Annotated in this window: 9 protein-coding genes; 8 read left to right on the top strand and 1 reads right to left on the bottom strand. The window is 40.6% G+C overall.

What is annotated here, in order from left to right:
- Positions 1–39: 39 nt before the first annotated feature.
- Together R3E32_15855 and R3E32_15850 are read left to right on the top strand one after the other, a co-directional pair.
- Positions 40–468: a DUF3276 family protein gene (locus tag R3E32_15855; GenBank protein ID MEZ4886210.1), complete on the top strand. Its 429-nt coding sequence runs from the start codon at positions 40–42 to the stop codon at positions 466–468.
- A 242-nt stretch (positions 469–710) separates the two neighbouring features.
- On the top strand, positions 711–4,838 hold the full coding sequence (locus tag R3E32_15850) for a phosphodiester glycosidase family protein (protein MEZ4886209.1): 4,128 nt from the start codon (positions 711–713) through the stop codon (positions 4,836–4,838).
- A gap of 124 nt (positions 4,839–4,962) precedes the next feature.
- Here R3E32_15850 and pckA read toward each other — a convergent pair whose 3' ends face one another.
- Positions 4,963–6,576 (bottom strand): phosphoenolpyruvate carboxykinase (ATP), encoded by a 1,614-nt coding sequence (pckA, locus tag R3E32_15845; protein ID MEZ4886208.1) that lies wholly within the window; start codon positions 6,574–6,576, stop codon positions 4,963–4,965.
- Positions 6,577–6,744: 168 nt separating this feature from the next.
- Between pckA and R3E32_15840 the strand changes: the two genes are divergently transcribed.
- The 6 genes from R3E32_15840 to R3E32_15815 all read left to right on the top strand — a co-directional run bounded on the left by R3E32_15840 (position 6,745) and on the right by R3E32_15815 (position 20,279).
- Positions 6,745–8,037 carry an MFS transporter gene (locus R3E32_15840; GenBank protein ID MEZ4886207.1) on the top strand — a complete coding sequence of 431 codons (1,293 nt, stop codon included), beginning with the start codon at positions 6,745–6,747 and terminating at the stop codon, positions 8,035–8,037.
- A 182-nt stretch (positions 8,038–8,219) separates the two neighbouring features.
- Positions 8,220–8,804, top strand: a complete 585-nt coding sequence (gene ruvA / locus R3E32_15835) for a Holliday junction branch migration protein RuvA (protein MEZ4886206.1) — start codon at positions 8,220–8,222, stop codon at positions 8,802–8,804.
- 171 nt (positions 8,805–8,975) lie between these two features.
- Positions 8,976–16,691 carry a cell surface protein SprA gene (sprA, locus tag R3E32_15830; protein ID MEZ4886205.1) on the top strand — a complete coding sequence of 2,572 codons (7,716 nt, stop codon included), beginning with the start codon at positions 8,976–8,978 and terminating at the stop codon, positions 16,689–16,691.
- A gap of 342 nt (positions 16,692–17,033) precedes the next feature.
- Positions 17,034–18,104: a T9SS type A sorting domain-containing protein gene (locus R3E32_15825; protein MEZ4886204.1), complete on the top strand. Its 1,071-nt coding sequence runs from the start codon at positions 17,034–17,036 to the stop codon at positions 18,102–18,104.
- 67 nt (positions 18,105–18,171) lie between these two features.
- Positions 18,172–19,674: a T9SS type A sorting domain-containing protein gene (locus R3E32_15820; protein MEZ4886203.1), complete on the top strand. Its 1,503-nt coding sequence runs from the start codon at positions 18,172–18,174 to the stop codon at positions 19,672–19,674.
- A complete protein-coding gene (locus R3E32_15815) occupies positions 19,671–20,279 on the top strand; it encodes a T9SS type A sorting domain-containing protein (GenBank protein MEZ4886202.1) in 609 nt (202 codons plus the stop codon). Before R3E32_15820 ends, R3E32_15815 begins: the two co-directional genes overlap by 4 nt.
- The last annotated feature ends 37 nt before the right edge of the window (positions 20,280–20,316 follow it).

Genomic DNA, 20,316 nt, shown 5'->3' with positions numbered 1-20,316 from the left:
TATTCGATGTTTTTATTATTTAATTAAAATGTGTTGAAAGTGGAGAACAGATTTAATCGAGATGGAGTTTTTTCCAAAAAAATTCGTGCAGGAAGAAGGCGAACTTATTTTTTTGATGTTCGCACTACGAGGTCTAATGACTACTACATAACCATCACAGAAAGCAAAAAACGCTATGATGATGATAGTTATGAACGTCACAAGTTACATCTCTATAAGGAAGACTTCAACAAGTTTATCTTGGGACTGCAAGATACGATAGACCATGTGAAGACAGAGTTGATGCCTGAGTATGATTTTGACGAGTACACACGTGAATCAGATAGCTACGATTCTGACTACAACAACAGCTACGAAAAAGTAGAAGATAGCAACGAAGTGACTGACGATGATGTTGAGGAAGAAGAGGAGGTTGAAGAAGTAGAGCTCGAAGATGAGGAGGAAGATGATGACTTAAAGTGGGATTAATGGCATATTAACACATAATTAAGGAGGCATATTCTTCTATTCAATAACAAAAACTCCATTGACTTATATCAATGGAGTTTTTAGTATATACTCGTTTCTTTTGCCAATTTAGTGAAAAGGAAAAAATTGATTCCGACTGACATTCCCTCTTTTGAACTCCTTATTTTTTATGGTGACTTGCCTGACTCGCTAGCGGTATTGTTTAAAAAAAGTTACTTTTGCTAAAGAAACAAAGCAGATATATGAGACTTCAACAAGCACTCAGTAAGTTAGAAGAATACAACCTACAAACATGGTCAGGTTTAGGGCAGTTTTTAGATAAATTGCGTGATGAAAAAACGATTCCTTCTGCGGCTTTTGAGGGTAGTTTTGAAGCCTTCAAACAGCATATTTCAAAAGGTATTGGCTTTATCACCTTTCATTATGGTGTGTATGGCGTAACGGTTGAAATGAGCAAATATGCAAGTGCAATCAAACAGATTGCGCCGGATGCACAATTGCACTTTTTGGCAGGAGAAATTCCACCCGATGCCAGCACTCTTTTTGGCGAGAAGAGTTACCAAAAGGAGATACCAGAAATGCGTGGATTTGGTGATTGGTCACTCTACCATGATTTTTATCAGCAAAAACTCGTTGAAGGCAGTGAAGCATACAAAGATCTTTTTCACCGATTTTGGAAAGAAACACTCTCTATCTTCAAAAAACTGGGAACTTATATTGAAGAAAACAACATCCAACTGCTTTATACTCTCAATATCTGCTCACATCCTGGCAATGTATCGCTTACCTTAGCAACTGTTCTGATTGCAGAATATTTGCATCTGCCTGTTATCTGCAATAACCACGAATTTTATTGGGAAGGAGGTAGCCGACCACACAAGAGCAAACCCAAAGGTTCGAGAGACCATTTTTTTACCAATGCCCACATCAGCGATTTTTTCAGTTTGATAGAACGATTGTTTCCTTGGGAATCACGTAGTTGGTTCAATATCAATGTCAATCGAAATCAGAGCAAACACCTTATTGAGCAGAACGGACACAATCCAGCCAATGTTGCCGAAATAGGAACTGCCATTGACACACAAAAATTTACGGTCAAGACCAAAAGAGAGGCCATCAATACACAAATGCAAATCGAAACCGCATTTAAGCGATACGGCAAACGGTTGGCTCTTTACTCACCTGATCAAGTGCTGAGCGGAAATGTATTCAAAATATCGAACCCACAGCCTATACTCATTGGAGCAAGTAGAAACCTGAAACCCAATCTTTCTAACAACAATATTGTCTTGCTACAGCCGACTCGAATACTGTTGCGTAAGCGGGTGGAATTGAGTTTTTGGTTGCTGCAATTGATGTTTCAGCATCCCGATTTTATTCCAAAGTTTGAAGACAATCCGCAGCTAAAAATCACTATTTTGGTGACAGGCGCATTGCCGCTTGCCCATGCCGAATATTTTGAACACATTGTCTATGAATTTGACAATTTTTTGCGCTCACAGCCTTCTACTTTCCGCAACCGCATTTTCTTAGGCTTTTTGTTTAGTGAAATAGACAAACCTCGTTTTCGCAAACATTTTGAGAAGCCAATCGACATTTCCGACCTCTACAATATGGCATCTTTGGTGATGCTTCCGAGTGAAAACGAAAGCCGTGGTTTGCCGATTATTGAAGCAACTGCTTGTGGAGTACCTATTTTTTGCCGACGCTATGATCCCGAAAAAGCCTATGCAGAGGTGATTGGTGAACATTTATCTGAGCAGGAAAGATTGAAGGTCATTGAATACGATGGCGGAGAAATTTCAGAAGCACTTGTTAAATCAGTCATTGACCACATCTTTTTTCCGCAAAACTACATTACAGAAGTAGAACACAATTACAACGTCATTCAAAAACGGTACAGCATTCATGCCTTACGAAAAAACTTGGAAGATCTGCTCTATAAATACTATTTGCAGCTTCAAAGCAACAGTGGGGCAATGGAGATAGCTATTCGTCTGCTCGACAACTATCTACAACAAACTGAAACGGTCTCGGAAACTTTCAAGAAAATAATAGATATACGCCACCGCAATTACATTGCAGGGTACCATCGACTTTCCTTTATGGGAATGTTGGAATCACTCACCGAATCCAGTCACTTTCGCAAAGAGGAGCAGCTTATTAGAGGAAAAGCCATGCGTTTTGCGCTAAAAGTAATACGGGAAACTCCTTTGAAAGAAGACCTGAGCGTAGAACAATATCATGATTTTTTCAATACAGTAGATAGTATATTTCACTATTACAATGGCAATATCTCTACGCTACACGACCACTCTTTTTCTTTCAAACACCACAACCTGCAACGGTATCCTTACCGACAACTGACCTATCAAGAACTGACGGGACTCATCAATGCAATTTTTCATGAATTGACAGAACCGATTCCTGCCCAAAGGTTTGAAAAAACTCCACACTTCTTTGTAGATTGGAGGTTATCTATTTCGCAGTTGACCAATAGCTCCAAATTGGCGATTGACGAACGGGACATTTTATTCAAAAAAATCCAAGAAAACGTTCCTATTGCGTACTTTCCTGGCGGCTATATAAGATATGAGTTGGAAGTATTTGTATTGCAGAGTATTCGACAACGCTTAGGTTTAGAAGTTGAAGAAGAACTTACCGAAGCCATACTGCAAAAACATGCTTCAACGCTCGAACCGATTTACATTTTTTGTGTAGGTCGCCCGATTCGACGATGGTTGACCGCTGCTACTTTTGAGAAATACTTGGTAAACAATGAGGATGAAGAAATGCGGCTTTTGGTGAAATACAACATTTGCCGAGTTGTGAAAACAGAGCAGTGGGCAGTCGGCGTTCATTTTGCTCAATTAGGAGAAGATGCACTTCAAAAGTTGCTGTATATCAAGGAAAAAAATGGGTTCATTATCGCCAATGGTGAACACGCCGCATTGATGACCGACATCTTAGATATAGACCGATTCCACATCGGCAAAGCTATTAAATCAACTTCTGCACGAATGATGGGCATTGAGCAATACAGCGGGTTTGTGCAGTTTACCCCCGCAGGAGTTCGTACAACAATTGGCTACCCTACTCCTATACAAACAGCCAAAGACTTCTACGAAATCCGCAAAAACCGTTTATACAAGGAACTCTGCCGCAAAATTGGTGCGTCAAAAGTATTGGCTGCATTGAGAGCGGATGCTGCTGAAAAAGGAACACCCTTTGAGATGATTTTGGAGGGATTGAAGGGGGAACATTTGAAGCGCAAGAAGAAGGTGAGATCAGCTATCGAAATCAATTATCGTTTGGGATTATATGAAGATCAAATGCCTTATTCAATGGTTTTGACCCAAATTGACACGACTAATTGGGAATTTAAAGTGCTGGCTGCAAATGAAATGACCGAAAGCCTTACTAATTTGATTGACGACTATGATGCCGAAGAATTGCACAAGGTTCGTTTTGCAGTGAATGGAGGATATTGTATTCAGCCTGATGTGGTTTCTAAATTACAACTCGCTCAAAGCTATCTGTATCAGCCTTTAGGCATGGTGATGTCTATGGGTAAAGTCATTGCACCTCCTCAGCACAACCGAATGGCATTGGTGGTGTATGAAAATGAAACGATTGCCTTCAAAAGGGTGAATTGTAGCAAAGGTTTGGTGCTGCAAAAGGAAGGTAGCCGTCTTTCTTTTGACGCACAGATGTACAACAATCCTAAGGCAAAAATGGCTTATTTTGATGCCTTGTATGAAGGGAATGAAATCGCTACGAATGGCAATACTTTGGTTTTGATGGCGGGTAATCACATTGCAGCGATTATTCCTACGACCAAACAACAGCAAGTTGCGATTCACAAAGGTTTGGGATTGGTTTTGTCTATTCCTCCTGCTCTCCTTCCTGCAAATTGGAAGCAACCTAATACGGTTTTGGATATAGATATCAATGGTTTTGAGGGAGTGATGGCAGTATTGGAGGCAGGACCTACACTTATTGAAGAAGGGAAAAGGACTTTTGATTTAGCCGCAGAAGACTGGCAGAGTGATTTATTACATCTAAATGAGGGGATTCGTACGCCAAAAATTGCCTTGGGATTGGACAAAAATGGTGAATTGATAGCACTGTGTATCAATGGACGAGTGCGAGAATCGGTGGGGGCGACTTATAATGAGTTGATGAATCGCTTGTTGGAATACGATGTGGTAACTGCTATAGGATTGAACAATGACCATTGTAGTTTGATGGGAGAGGGGCAATGGCTCAATATCCCACCTCAAATGGAGCCTTTGGATGGATACGATGGAGTTTTCCACATTCAAGCTCCTAAAGTGAGCAATATGATTGTGGGTTGGAAGGTGAAGTAACTTTTGTAATAAATGACAAAGACTTTTGAAGTTTACTTTTAGGAATACACTGATTTTCAATTTTTCGTATATTCAAGAATAAACTTCAAAAGTCTAAATTGAGAATTTAATTTATTGGCGTTCCTTAGCTTTTTGCCAGCATTTTCGGTGCAGCAGCTTTGATTTGGACACTTGCTTTTTCGGCATATTTCCCAAAGTTCTTGTTGAAAAGCTGTGCCAAGTGATTCGCTTTCTCATCGTAAGCCGTTTTGTCTTGCCAAGTATTGCGGGGGTTGAGCAGATAAGCAGGGACATCTGGGCAGCGAGTAGGAACCATCAATCCAAAAATTGGGTCTTCTTCAAAGGTCACATTGTTGAGTTTACCATTCAGTGCCGCATTGATCATCGTACGGGTATCACTCAACCTCATTCTATGCCCTACTCCATAAGGGCCTCCCGTCCATCCTGTGTTCACCAACCAAACATTGGTTTTGGAATCGGCCAATTTTCGACCCAACATTTCGGCATAGCGAGTAGGGTGTAAGGGTAAAAATGGCGAACCGAAACAAGCAGAAAAAGTAGCTACAGGTTCTGTAATTCCTTCTTCTGTGCCAGCTACTTTTGCAGTATAACCAGACAAAAAATGGTACATTGCCTGTGAAGGATTGAGCTTGGAGATTGGAGGCAATACACCAAAAGCATCGCAGGTCAAGAAAAATACATTTTTGGGAATCGACACTCGCAGGTTGTAAGCCGTATTTTCGATATAATACAATGGGTAACTTACCCTAGTGTTTTCGGTAATGCTGATATCTTCGTAGTCAATGGTGCGTGTGCCTTCGTGAAAATGTAGGTTTTCGAGCAAAGCTCCAAAGCGAATGGCATTGTAGATTTGAGGTTCACTTTCTTTAGAAAGATTGACACATTTTGCATAACATCCCCCTTCAAAATTGAAGACACTGCTTTCTGACCAGCCGTGTTCGTCATCTCCAATCAATTGACGCTCAGTATCTGCTGACAAGGTTGTTTTGCCTGTTCCCGACAATCCAAAAAACAGGGCAGTATCTCCTCTGCGTCCTACATTTGCAGAACAGTGCATCGGCAATACACCTCGTCGAATGGGTAATATGCAGTTCAATACCGAAAAAATACCTTTTTTGATTTCGCCTGTATAGGCTGTACCGCCAATAATGATTTTGCGTTCTGTGAAGTTTAGTATTGCAAAATTGTGTTGTCGAGTACCATCTGTTTTTGAATCAGCCATACAACCCGGCGCAGCCAAAACCGTCCATTCTGGTTCTATTGTTTTTACCTCCTCTTCTGTTGGTCGCAAAAACATATTGTAGGCAAATAAATTTTGCCACGGGTATTCAGTCACGACTCGAATATTGGTGCGGTAGTTGGCATTGTAGCAAGCATATGCATCTCTCACATAGACTTCTTCCAATCCATTGAAGTAGTTGATTATTTTTTTGTAGAGTCGGTCGTAATATTCTGTATCAATGGCAAGATTTTCCGTTCCCCAGTCAATGGTATTCTCTGTGGTTTTATCTTTTACGATGTACCTATCTTGAGGAGAACGTCCTGTAAATTCTCCCGTCTCAATCAGTAGTGCGCCTGTATCGGTGAGTTTTCCTTGACCCAACACAAGGGTTTTTTCTACCAAAGCGGCAGGAGAAAGATTCCAAAGCAATGTGTTACCCTTTAATCCCAATTTTGACAAATCTGCATCAGGATTTTTAATACCTACGTCTTTCATGATATTTATTGATTTGATATGTTTGTTTTTAAGGCTATTCTTCAAATGTACTCAAAAGAAGATACAAAGGTACAGCACATTTTCTAAATATCAGCACTACATTTGCTATAACGTTATAGGTGCAGCGACCTTTTCGTATAATGTATTAACACATCAATGCCATTTTCTGTGAAAAACCGCAAAGCCATTCTTCTTTTATTTGCTGCCAACTCTATTTCAGGTTGCGCTCAAGGAATCAGCATGATTGCCATTCCCTGGTATTTTGTAGATGTGTTGAAACAACCCGCCTTGTTTTCAAATATCTATTTGGCCGTCACCATTTTTTCCGTCTTTTGGGGTTTGTATGCAGGAACACTTGTAGATAGGTTGAATCGAAAACACCTATTCATTGGCGAAAATGCCTTTGGTGCGCTGTGGTTAGGTACTGTCGCTGCAATTGGTTTCAATATGGGAAGTGTTCCTACTCCTTTAGCCGGATTGGTATTTTCCACCACTTTTTTGACCTACAACATTCACTACCCAACACTCTATGCCTTTGCCCAAGAGATTACCGAAAAGAAGGACTACGGACGTATCACTTCTTGGCTCGAAATTCAAGGGCAACTCACATCTGCCGCAGCTGGTGGTTTTGGCGCATTGCTGCTCAATGGCATCGAAAGCGGCAACATGGAATGGTTGGGATATGCGTTTTCGCTACCTATTTCATTTGAAGCGTGGAGTTTGCCACAGGTATTTTTGTTGGATGCTTCTACCTATGCTTTGTCTTTCCTTTTAATCCTCCCCATTCGATATACGGCCATTTCGCAGCGATTTCAAGAAAATGTCAGCCTATGGAAACGACTGCAAACGGGTATTCGGTTTTTTCGGGTTTATCCCATTATTTTTGTATTTGCAACGGTAGCCTCTTTTGTATTTGTGACGACTATGTTGGTCAACTATGTGTTGGCACCCAACTTCGTAAAAAATTATCTACTGCAATCGGCGGATGTATATGCCATTGGAGAAGTTTGTTTTGCAGTAGGTGCAATTGTTTCAGCAGCTTTTATTGCCCATCTTCTGCAACGCAGCACTAAGGTAATGGGAGCGATTTTGACCTTGTTTATTTCTGCCCTCACTTTTCTGTTTCTTGTCTTCAATAGGAGTTTGATTGGTTATTATCTCGCTCTTTTGGCATTGGGTTTGGCCAATTCAGGTTCGAGAATCATGCGTGTCACTTATATTTTTCACCACATACCCAATCAGTTGATTGGCCGCACTTCTTCGGTCAGTCATGTTGCCAATGTGATGATGCGGGCATTTTTTATCGGTCTTTTTGGTTTGCCTTTTTTCATTGAAGGAGTTCCCTACGCATTTTTGTTGTTCGCCTTTTGTTGTTTTTTAGCAGCAGGAATTTTGATTTGGCATTATAGAGATTTGGTGGACGTAGAAGTGGAGGAAGAAGAATGGTTGCAGAAAAAGTAAAACCTTTCTAACTTTGTGCTTTTCCATTCATTATTAACAAAACTCAAAAACATTTTCAACTCAATATCAAACAATTCGTTGAAGGTTATCATACTTCAATTTGCAAACTTATTTTTAGGGCAATTTTCACCCAAACATCAACATTGAAATACATTAACACACTTTAACACAAACAATACCAAATGATTGCCTACGTCAAAGGAATGTTAGTCCTCAAAAGTGCCACTTACGTTATCATAGAAGCAGGTGGTATTGGCTACCACATCAATATCAGTCTGAATACCTACGAACAAATCCCAAGTAGTGGCATCTGTCAGTTACACACCCATTTCCACGTCAAAGAAGACGTACAAATGCTCTATGGCTTTGCAGATACAGAAGAAAAAGAGCTTTTTGTGCATCTCATCAGCGTTTCAGGCATTGGCCCTACGACTGCCCAAATCATGTTATCTTCACTCAAAGCCAACGAAATTCAGCAAGCTATCGTAGAAGATAATGAGGCATTGATAAAATCAGTGAAAGGTATTGGCATAAAAACTGCGAAGAGGTTAATTTTAGAACTAAAAGACAAACTCAGCAAAGGATTTGACCCGACCCTGAATTTGGCTACTTCGCACAATACATATAGGGAGGAAGCGTTAAAAGCACTGTTAGCTTTGGGGATTGCCAAACCAGTTGCACAAAAGGCACTTAATAAGCTGATAAAGAGCAAAAATCCCATCAATAGTGTCGAAAGCATGATCAAAGAAGCATTGAAACTCTTGTAGCTTCAATGCTCAAAAAATCATTACCTTTGCCTGCCTTTTTGAAAACTCAAATCCAAGATTTCAATTCAAATTCAATAAAAATTTGATTTGCAGTTATGTATATTTGAGTTTGAATTTGTTTTTTAAGATTGAATTTTAGAGCAACCTATATATCAAAATATACGAATACGCGTGAGTTGGAAAAAAAGTATATTCATAAGTACCATCACTACTCTCTTAGTATTGATGTTTTTTGGCGCAATTGGAGGCAACAGCCCATCCATCATTTTGAACCTACTACCTACTGCTTTACAGCCCAAAACAGTAGTGCCCGTAGATTCGATTATCTATCCGATTGAAGATAGAGAAGGCGATTTTGTAACCGACAAAAACAAAAATCCCTTCGATTTGGAAGATCCAGCAGCGATTGAAAAACAGGTGGAATACGACCCTGAAACAGGCACATATATTGTGACTGAAACCATCGGAGGCGTTCCCTATCGCTATCAAACCTATCTGACCTTTGATGAGTATTGGGAGAACCGCCAAAACAATATGCAGCAAGATTATTTCAACCTCAAATCCAATGAACAATCAGGCGGTTTATTGGGTGGCTTGGCTCCAAAGTTGAACCCTTTTGCCAAAACTGGTTTTCCAGGAGGCCCCGGAGAAATAGATATTCGCCCCACAGGTAGCATTGACCTATTCCTCGGATTTCAAAAGCAAAACATCCGCAATCCTTCTGCCATCTATCGCCAAAACAATCGGGTAACACCAGATTTTGACATGGACATCAATGTAGGCGTGACAGGTAAAATAGGTGACAACCTGAACCTCAACCTCGATTACAATACCCGTTCCATCTTCAATTTTGAAAACCAAATCAAACTTGAATATACAGGGGAGGAAGACGATATCATCCAAGAATTGCGGGCAGGAAATGTGGATTTCCGAACCCCATCGCAGTTGATTCCTGGCTATCAAAATCTATTCGGACTTCAAAGCAAATTGCAGTTTGGCCGCTTGACCCTCAACGGAGTCATTGCAGAACAGCGCACCCGACGACGTGCGGTTAGCTTAGACAATGGCGCACAAATCCAAGAATTTGAACTAACCGCAGACGAATACGACGAAAACAGGCACTTCTTTTTGGCCCAATATTTTCGCAACAATTTTGAGAAAGCACTCGCTACTTTGCCCTATATCAACTCCGACATATACATCACCCGAATGGAGGTGTACATCAATGACAACAGAGGAGTAGCCGAAAACGTAGAACGAGATATAGTAGCACTCGCAGACTTGGCAGAAAACAAACCATTCAATACCAACAGCACAAATCCTGCAACAGGGGCAAATGCCGCTTTCCCTTCAAATTCCTCCAATGACTTGTACCAAAAACTGGTCAGCAACCCACAATCTCGCAGACTGGATCAAATAAATAACTTGCTCCAATCCTCTGGTGGACAGTTTCGTATGCAAGATATTCGCGACTTTCGCAAAACCTCTGCTCGAAAACTTTCTCCCGACGAATATACCTACGACCCACAACTGGGTTTCATGTCTTTGAATTTTTCTTTGCGCTCCAATGAAGTATTGGGAGTGGCATTTGAATACACAACGACCAATGGTAAAACCTATCAAGTAGGAGAGTTTGCAGAAGACGTGTTCACCGTAGATGTGACAGGGGGAGAAGACCAAAACGAACCACGGATTATGTTTTTGAAGATGATTAGAAGTAGTCAACAATTGCCACGACATCCTATGTGGGATTTGATGATGAAAAATATCTATGCTTTGGGAGCCTTCAATGTGGATCAACAAGATTTCAAACTCGACATCTTGTACGAAAGTGTGGGTTCAAAAACCAATCCAGGTGGCGACATTCGATACATCCCCGAAGGCAACGGAATTAGGGGCGTACAGTTGATTAAGTTGTTGGGTTTGGATAGATTGAACAGCAGTGGAGAACCTTACTCTGATGGTATTTTCGATTTTATTCCCGCCGACAATTCCTTTGCAGCAGGTCAAAACCAAAACAACCCCTTGCCCAATATTCTGCAATCAGGCAGAGGTACTAATCGAACAGGAAGAGATACCCGATTTGGCGGAAACAGTTTCGCAACAGGACAAAATACAACGACTTACGGAACCATCAACCCTAAAAATGGACGTTTGATATTTCCCGTATTGGAGCCATTTGGAGGTCGCCTACGAGATCAGTTTGAAAAAAATGGAGAGGCTGCACTTGCCGATAAATATGCTTACGATGAAATATATGACTCTACCAGAATCGTAGCCCTTGAATTTCCAGAAAACAACCGATTCCTCATCAGAGGTCGCTTTAAATCCAATATTTCCTCCGAAATTTCATTGGGAGCCTTCAATATTCCACAAGGTTCGGTGAGAGTAACCGCTGGTGGACAGCAACTTGTGGAAGGATTCGACTATATCGTAGATTACAATTTGGGAAGACTTTCGATTATCAACAGTGCCTATGTCAATGCAGGAGTACCGATCAATGTGTCTTTTGAAGACCAGGCAGCTTTTGGCATACAGCGAAAGACGCTCATGGGGGCAAGGGCAGATTATTGGATCAACGATGATTTTACCTTAGGAGCAACAGTATTGAAGTTGTCAGAAAGACCTTTTACGCCAAAGGTAAACTATGGTGATACGCCTATCTCCAATACCATGATTGGAGCGGACATGAACTACTTCAAAGAAACACCAGGCATCACCCGATTCATCGACAAACTACCAGGTATTTCTACCAAAGAACCCTCCTCCATCACCTTCACAGGAGAAGTCGCCGCCCTACTACCAGGACACGCCAATGCGATTGGAAAAGACGGAAATGCCTACATTGACGACTTTGACGGCAGTACGCCCGAATACGACATCCGTTTCCCCTACAATGCTTGGATGCTTGCCAGTACACCGAGGTATGTAATCGGCGACAATGGCATGGAATTGTTTCCCGAAGCTTCTCGAACCAACGACTTGAGTTATGGCTATAACCGTGCAAAAATAGCTTGGTACCAATTGGATTTTGTACTGCAAAACCAAAATGCAGGCATCAATACCGATGTCCGCTTCAATGCCAACAACTACTATACCCGTACTTTTTCGGAGCGAGAACTCTTCAATACAGATACTTTCAACCCACAACAAGTTAGCCGAACTTTTGACGTAGCTTTTTATCCAGACGAAAGAGGTCCTTATAACTTTGATGTAGAAGGAGAACCAGGAATCTCAGCAGGTGTGGATGAAAATGGTCGCTTGAAAGACCCCGAATCTCGTTGGGGAGGAATCATGCGTAACAGCCCCTTCAAAGACTTTGAACAAGCAAACGTGGAGTTTGTGGAATTTTGGATATTGGACCCTTTCATCGAAAACAAAAACAACGATGGTGATTTGTACTTGCAGTTAGGAAACGTTTCGGAAGATGTTTTGAAGGACTCCAAACAGTTCTACGAAAACTCCCTACCAACAGCAGACGACTTTCCTCAACTGGACGAAACCGAATGGGGAGAAGTATCCATTGTTCGCCCCATCAACTTTGCCTTTGCCAATGAACAAGCAGACCGTGAAGCGCAAGATTTGGGTTTTGATGGATTGACCGATATCAGAGAACGAGAAAAATTCAATGACTATTTAACAAGAGCAAGCAGCGTGGTGAATGCTCAAACTTTCTCTATCATTCAAACTGACCCTGCTGCGGACAACTATTTGCACTTTAGAGATGAATTCTACAATAGTGTTGGTCAAACGGGAGCTAACTTGTTGGAACGCTACAAAAACTTCAATAATCCACAAGGAAACTCTCCAGTACAGGATTTTGCACAGCAAGGTCAAAACTACACGACTTCAGCCACCAACTTCCCCGAAATGGAAGACTACAACCAAGATAAATCCCTGAGCGATGCAGAAAGCTTTTTTGAGTACCGTGTACCTTTGCGCCCCAATATGGGTGCAAGTGATATTGGCAACGGTTTCTTAGCCGACTTCAAAGACATTGAAATGGAAAGCTATGCTACTGGACAAGATACATTGGTGCGTTTCTATCACTTCCAGATTCCGATAGACAATTTCACATCAAGACAAGGAAGCATCAACTTTAGAAACATTGAAGGTATTCGCTTGTTCATGACAGGTTTTGAAGACCCTGTAGTTACCCGTTTCATCCGTTTCGATATTGTGCGAAACAATTGGAGAAAATACGACCAAGTGATTCGTGAACCAGGCGAGTACTCGCCTAGTGAGCCTGACAATGTGGAAAATTCTTTCTTCAATTTAAGCTCAGTGAACGTTGAAGAAAATTCTCAGCGTTCCCCAATCCCTTACAATCTTCCTCCTGACATCGAACGTGAGATTCTACCAGTGACAGGCGCACAAAACCAACGCCAAAACGAACAATCTATATCTATTGAAGTAGGTGACTTAGCCGATGGAGAAGGACGAGGCGTTTATAGAAGAATCAATATGGATATGCGCCAATTTGGAAGCCTCCGAATGTACATTCACGCCGAAGCATTGCAGAACATTGATGTTTGTAAAAGCACCACTTTGGAACATGGAGATGTCACTGCCTTCATCAGAATTGGAGATGACTTTCAAAACAACTATTACGAATACGAAATACCACTGACCGTCAGCCGACCTTTATCCGATTTTGCAATTGACCCCGATGAGGATAATCCTTTTGCCCTTTATCCGAGAACCGAAAACTGGCCTGAGGAAAACGAAATCAATGTCAGGATTCAAGATTTAGTGAATGCCAAAGTAGAGCGAAATTTTGCAGAAAACACCTCCTATTCCAAGCCTTATATCAAATACGATACCTTGAGTGTGGACAGTGTGGGGGATATTCTCACGCCCCGTATTGCTCGCATTACCGTAGTGGGTAGTCCCGATTTGGGACGTGCCAAACAGGTAATGGTTGGAGTCCGAAATCCTAAACAAAACTACTTCAATCAACAATTCGATGATGGCTTGCCCAAGTGTGCGGAGATATGGTTCAATGAGTTGCGACTCTCGGACTTCAATCAAGACCCTGCTCTTGCAGCCTTGACCACTTTGGATGTGAAACTGGCAGATTTGGGTAATTTCACCCTCTCGGGCAATATGCACACTGCAGGTTTCGGAACGCTTGAAGACAAAATCACCGAGCGAAGACAAGACAATCTAATTGCCTACGATGCTTCTACCAATTTAGAGTTGGGACGGTTTTTACCCAAAAGTTCGGGTATTCGTATTCCGCTTTATGCAGGGATTTCGCAATCTGTTAGCACGCCGAAATACGACCCTTATGATACGGATGTATTGCTCAAACAGTTGATAGATTCCGTAGAATACAAATATGGAGCGGACAGTGCTATGGCTGCAAAAAAGATACGGAAAACATACGAAACCGTTCGCAGTATCAACGTGACCAATGTACGAAAAGAGCGCACCAACCCAGAGAAAAAACCGATGCCGTGGGATGTAGAAAACCTTGCTCTGACCTATGCCTACACCGAAACAGAATACCGTGACCACGTAATCGAAAAAGACTTGGTGAAAAGACACAGAGGTTCTATCGCTTATGTGTACAATGCTCGACCAAAATACTACGAACCCTTAAAAAATGTCATCAACCAAAAAAGCAAATATTTGCGGCTGTTTAGGGATTTTAACTTCAATTTGATTCCAAACACAGTGAGTTTCCAGACAGACTTCAATCGGCGGGTAGGAGTTCTTCAATTGCGTCCTTTGGCTGCTGAAACCATTATGATTGACCCGGCTTATGACAAATCCTTCAGTTGGGATAGACTGTATGGAGTCAGTTACAATCCAACTCGCTCTATTACCATTGATTACAATGCGACACATCAATCAGTTATTGACGAAAATCAAATCGGAAAAACCGCTTTTAGCAACCTCTGGAGTGGTACGGATAGTTTACTTAATCCTTTCTTTGGCACTGACTTGTTCTTTGACCCAGGGACCGAGTACATCACTGCAGAAGATGTGGGTATCTCCGAATTTGGCGCACTTAACAACTGGGGGCGACTCAAAAAATATGAACAAAACATCAATGTTACTTACAATTTGCCTTTAGATAAATTCCCGCTACTCAGTTGGATGCAGCTTCGGGCAAGGTATGGCAGCAACTATGCATGGGAAGGTAAACCACTTATTTTGGCCAATACTTTGGGTAATTCTATCAACAATGACCAAAACATTCAGTTGAATGGAGAAATGAATTTCACCAAAATATACAATGCGTTCCCCTTCCTAAAAGAACTCAACGGTACGCCTTCAACCCGCAAACGTCCAAGCAGACCTACAACTCCCGGCACTACACCACCTGCTACTCCCGATACAAAAGAGAATACAGGATTGTCACCATTGGCAAAAATATTCCTGAAACCATTGGTGAGTATCAAGCGGGTATCTATTTCCTACAATGAGAAAAATTCTACTAGTATTCCTGGATTTGTTCCTGTCCCTGGATTTTTTGGGCAAGGTTCGAATCAATTGGGGAACAATTTCCCCGGATGGGATTTCATTTTGGGGAATCAACCAAGTTTGTTTGGATGGATGGAATGGGCTGCTCGTGAAGGTGTGGTCAGTCCAAGTGAGTTTCTAAACGAACAGCTTCGCCAAAACGTTAGTCGCAACTTGCAAATCAAGGCTAATTTAGAACCCTATCGTGATTTGAAAATTGACCTAAATGCAGATCTGCAATATAGTCTCAATCACTCCGAGTTGTTCAAAGTCAGCTTTGGTGAAGATCAAGAGGATGCTTTCCGACATCTTGCCAAAATTGACAACGGTAGTTATACGATTTCCTACCTGCCGATTGGAACCTCTTTTGCAGGTGTAGATACCCAAAACATTTCCAACAATTTCCGTGATTTTGAGCGTTTTGCTACGGTCATTTCAAGGCGTTGGAGTGAACTCAATCCCGCATCTGATACAGGAAGTGGACAAGGACAAAGCGTGACAAAACCTAGTGGGGGTGAAGCCTTTGTATTTGAAGATGGGTATGGCTACCAATCACAAGCCGTATTGGTGCCAGCATTTTTGGCAGCTTATGGCGGTAAAGACCCTGAAAAAGTTAACCTCAACCCCTTCAATTTGATTCCGCTTCCCAACTGGAAAGTCACCTTCAATGGTTTGGGAAAAATTCCTGCTATTCAAAAGATATTCAACAATGTTTCTATCAGTCATGGATATCAATCTACTTTTACAATCAACAATTTTCAAAACAACCTAGAGTTTGACGAACTCTATTACAGCGATGGTATTTACATTGACAATACCTCAGAAGGAATAGGTGGTAACAACTTAGGAGAAACCATCACCGAAGAGTTCCCTGTATTGAGTGACTTGAGAGATACTACTTTAACACGGAATTTTTCGACCTTCTATCGGGTTCCGCAAGCCATTATCACCGAGCGTTTTGAGCCATTGATTGCCATTGATTTCAGCACGGTCAATGACCTCACTGGTAATTTTGCTTGGAAGCGATCCCGCATTTTGGCGATGAGTTTTGAAGACTATCAATTGGCAGAAACCAAATCTACCGAAATTGTGGTGGGCATCGGCTATCGGGTCAAAGGTTTTATGCTTCCGTTCAAATGGGGCGGCAAGAAGGTGACACTCGAAAACGATTTGAGTGTGGCTTTTGACTTTAGTTTCCGAGACGACTTGTTGAGCATCGTGCGTTTGTACCAAGACATTGAGCAGCCTGCAAGGGGTATGAAAACCATCAAGTTTTCTCCTTCGGCAGATTATATGGTCAATGACAACATCCGTATAGGCCTGTTCTACGAATATACACAAAATGAACCTGCTACGTCTGAATCTTTTCCGATTACGAATTCACGAGGAGGCTTGAGGGTGAATTTTACTTTCTAATCTTTCATCATTTTTTTCTTTCAATAAAAACCGCTACAAGCCTGTTATATAGGGCTTGTAGCGGTTTTTTGTTTATGCTTGTATAACAAAATATATTCCTGTTCATAAGAAATATTTGGAAAATTCTTTTTTATGGTTTAACTTAGAAATTTATAAGCAACTGGCTATCCTAAAACCTAGTATACAGATTTTCCCGATGTATGTTTAAAAGGGTTGTTTGTTGCTTTTTCCTACTACTAAGCCCATTGAAAAAACCACTTTTTCTCAATCCTTTAAATTTTGTTTTTTATGAAGCGTTTTTGTGTTTTTTCTTTTTTGAGAGTGTATTAAACCCTTCATAATGTGTTTAAAGAATCTTCTTTTCAAACTAACTTTATATTGCTTTTGGACTTTGAACGAAAGATGTGGGGAGTGGCGAGTTTTATTGATGTCTATGAAATAGGAACTCATGAGGTAATGGTAACAGATGAAAATGGTTGTGTGGCAACTGCATCTGTCACCACATCTGGCTATTTCCCTCCCAATGAGATCCCAATCATCGAAAAAACCAACGAGGAATGTACAGATGTTGGAGAGGCTCATTTGACTATTACGAATAACACTATTTCCTACCGAATTTGGGAGTGGAAAAAAGACGGGATTTCTATTGATATAGAAGGAGAAGAATCACCTGTAGAAATCATTCATGGTAAGCCTATTACAAATCCTACACCAGGACAAGCTTTTCCAGGCTTGAATAAGCTGCAACAAGCTTTTTGGCAGATGATGGACGGCAATTGTGATAGAGATTGTGCGAATCAGTTATTGACTGCCCAAAACGAGGAGTGGAGCAAAAGAATATTGGTAGCGAGTTACCTCAATCAGGGGGATTTCACAACTGCCAATAACCTATTGGCAACATTGCCTACCCATGACACACAGGCTCTTCAATTTTACAACATCATGGATATGTTATTGAATTATCCTTTGGATGCTACAACAGAAAGTAATTTAACAGGCTTGGCTGCGAATCAAAATGACCGTTATATAGCTACTTTAGCTGAATCGGCATTAACAATCTATTTTGGACACCGTTTTACTCGGAATGCTCATCCTATTAGTTTGAATGGAGGAGGTAATAAGAGAGGCACAGAAATCTTAGAAAGTAAATATATGAATGCTATTCAAATGAATATGCTTCCCAATCCCGCTAAAAACTATGTGAATATTTATTTAGATAGAGCAATTGCAAAGACTCCACTATCTTTTTCTATTTACGATGCTTCAGGTGTTTTAGTCAAAAGTGTGACTATAGATGATTCCTCTACTTCATTCACTGTAAATACCAGTGAATTATCATCAGGGGTTTATTTTTGCCGTTTGTACAACGATAATTTTATTTATCAGCATCAAAAACTGGTTGTTTTACATTAATCTATTTCTTTACCAATAGGACTTTCCCATGTATTTGGGAAAGTCTTATTTTTTAAAATAGCTCAAAATGAAACACTTACTAATATTTCTATTTGCCACTTGCTTATCAGTAAATCTATTTTCTCAAAACTTTACCTACTTCAATAAAAAGTTGCAACTTCCAAGTACAAATTTAGTAGTAGTGGCAACTCTTCCACTTTCTAATGCTTATTTGGTTTTAGGAAACTACACAAATTTAGAGGGGAGAGTAGTCTTTATTGCCAAAATGGATATATATGGAGATTTAATTTGGATCCATTCATTAGAGGTTGCTCTCGAATTAGGAACAGATGGAGGGAGTGCAACAGGAACATGCTTAGTTCAAATAGATGAAAATAATTTTGCTGCTACTTATGGAATCTATAAAGATATTACTTTTGAAGATATTGATATAGCTTTGGTCAAGTTTACAGTTGATGGAGAAATTACTTGGAAAAGAACTTATGGAATGGTTGGAGAAAATCGAGAAAGGGCTTACCATTTATTACATACCAAAGACAATGGATTTTTATTGACAGGGTTTCGAGACATAGAACGTTTTCATTTTTACATTATCAAAACAGATTCAGAAGGGGAAGCAGAGTGGGAAAAAACCTATAGTTTGGGAGGAACTTCTGTTGCTTTCCATGCCAATGAGACCTTGGATGGGGGCTATATTTTCTCTGGATATGGAAAAAGTCCCATAACTGATTTTGATATGTATTGCGTGAAAACGAATGATAAAGGACAGTTACAATGGCAAAAAAATTACGGAACAGAAAATAGTGATTTAGGTGGTCAAGTAGTTCCTCTCAATAGTGATGAATACATACTTTGGGGAGGTATAAATGAAAGTGATGATGTAAGAAAAACGTATATCGCCAAATTAAATACCATTGGAAATATTATTTGGGAAAGAAAGCATCAACTTCCAAGCATTTCCACTAGTCAAACGAAGATTATTATCAAGCCTGATAATGGTTTTATTGGAGTTGCAGTATATGAAAACGAATACGGAACCTATCAACCAATAATCATGAATTTTGATTCTCGTGGAGACACGCTTTGGACAAAAACCATCACTGCTGACCCCAATGCAAGTGTATATATACGAGACATCGAAAAAATAGAAGGAGGCTATGTATTGGCAGGGCATCGTTTTTTTCCTACGCCTCAATATGGTTGGATTTTGACAATTGATGAGGAAGGGAATACTTGTTCAGAAGGTCGAACTTATGCAGAGGCGGATTTTGAAGGGTGTGATAGTACGGTGGTGGTGACGGATATTCCACATTTCCCTACATCGAGTTCCTACCAAGTACAGATTGCGCCCAATCCCGCCCGCCAACAAACGACCATTCACTACCAAATTCCGAAAGAGGGCGTATTGAAGGTATATGATTATCAAGGGCGACTAATGGATAGTTGGGAATTGAAAATGAATAATTCGAGTTTGACATTGGAGATTGGAGATTGGACGAGTGGAGTTTATTTGTATCAGTTGGAAATTGGAGGAGAGCGAATTGAAGGAGGTAAATTTATTGTGGAATGAATCACCTCGCCATCAAGTGCTTATTGAAAAGCGAAAACAACGATTGGGGGAACAGGGTATTGGTACCTTATTATTTGCATCAAGCGGATACAGGACAAGCCCAAATTACTTTGGCTCGAATTCCCAATTCAACACCACTACACGACATTTTGACCATGTTGGTTGTTGGAGTGAATAACAATCATGAAACAAACCTTCAGCATTTGTCAACGAATCAAGATGCCTATATTGCGGCTTTTGCAGAGTCGATGTTGGCACTGTATTTTGATAAACAATATGTTCGAGGGGTAAATCTTGGAGGACAGTCGAGTAAAAGAAGTGAAAAGTTGATAACAGGTAATAGAATTGAGGTGAATGAGGATATTTCTTTAGTGATGTATCCCAATCCTACAAAAGATTACCTTCAATTGGTCTTTAATAGAAATATCCAAGACGTGAAGGCGAATATTCACATCTATGATTTGAAGGGAAAAAAAGTTTTTCAAGCTTTCCTACAACAAGAGAATGAAATAGACCTCCGTACCTTGAATGTAGGCACTTATTTCTGCAAAGTATCTTTGGTTGGTGTCGGAACTATTACGGAAAAACTCATCATTATCAGATAACTTACTTTAAGGTGTGTTGCTTAGAGGCAACACACCT

Source organism: Chitinophagales bacterium (genome assembly GCA_041392475.1).
In the GTDB taxonomy this organism is placed as follows: Bacteria; Bacteroidota; Bacteroidia; order Chitinophagales; family UBA2359; genus JAUHXA01.
This window is presented reverse-complemented; position numbering and strand designations above follow the sequence as displayed.

Coding starts and splice junctions, on each gene's coding strand:
- R3E32_15850 (MEZ4886209.1), top strand. CDS start 711: ATGAGACTTCAACAAGCACTCAGTAAGTTAGAAGAATACAACCTACAA.
- pckA (MEZ4886208.1), bottom strand. CDS start 6,576: ATGAAAGACGTAGGTATTAAAAATCCTGATGCAGATTTGTCAAAATTG.
- ruvA (MEZ4886206.1), top strand. CDS start 8,220: ATGATTGCCTACGTCAAAGGAATGTTAGTCCTCAAAAGTGCCACTTAC.
- R3E32_15815 (MEZ4886202.1), top strand. CDS start 19,671: ATGAATCACCTCGCCATCAAGTGCTTATTGAAAAGCGAAAACAACGAT.
- R3E32_15820 (MEZ4886203.1), top strand. CDS start 18,172: ATGAAACACTTACTAATATTTCTATTTGCCACTTGCTTATCAGTAAAT.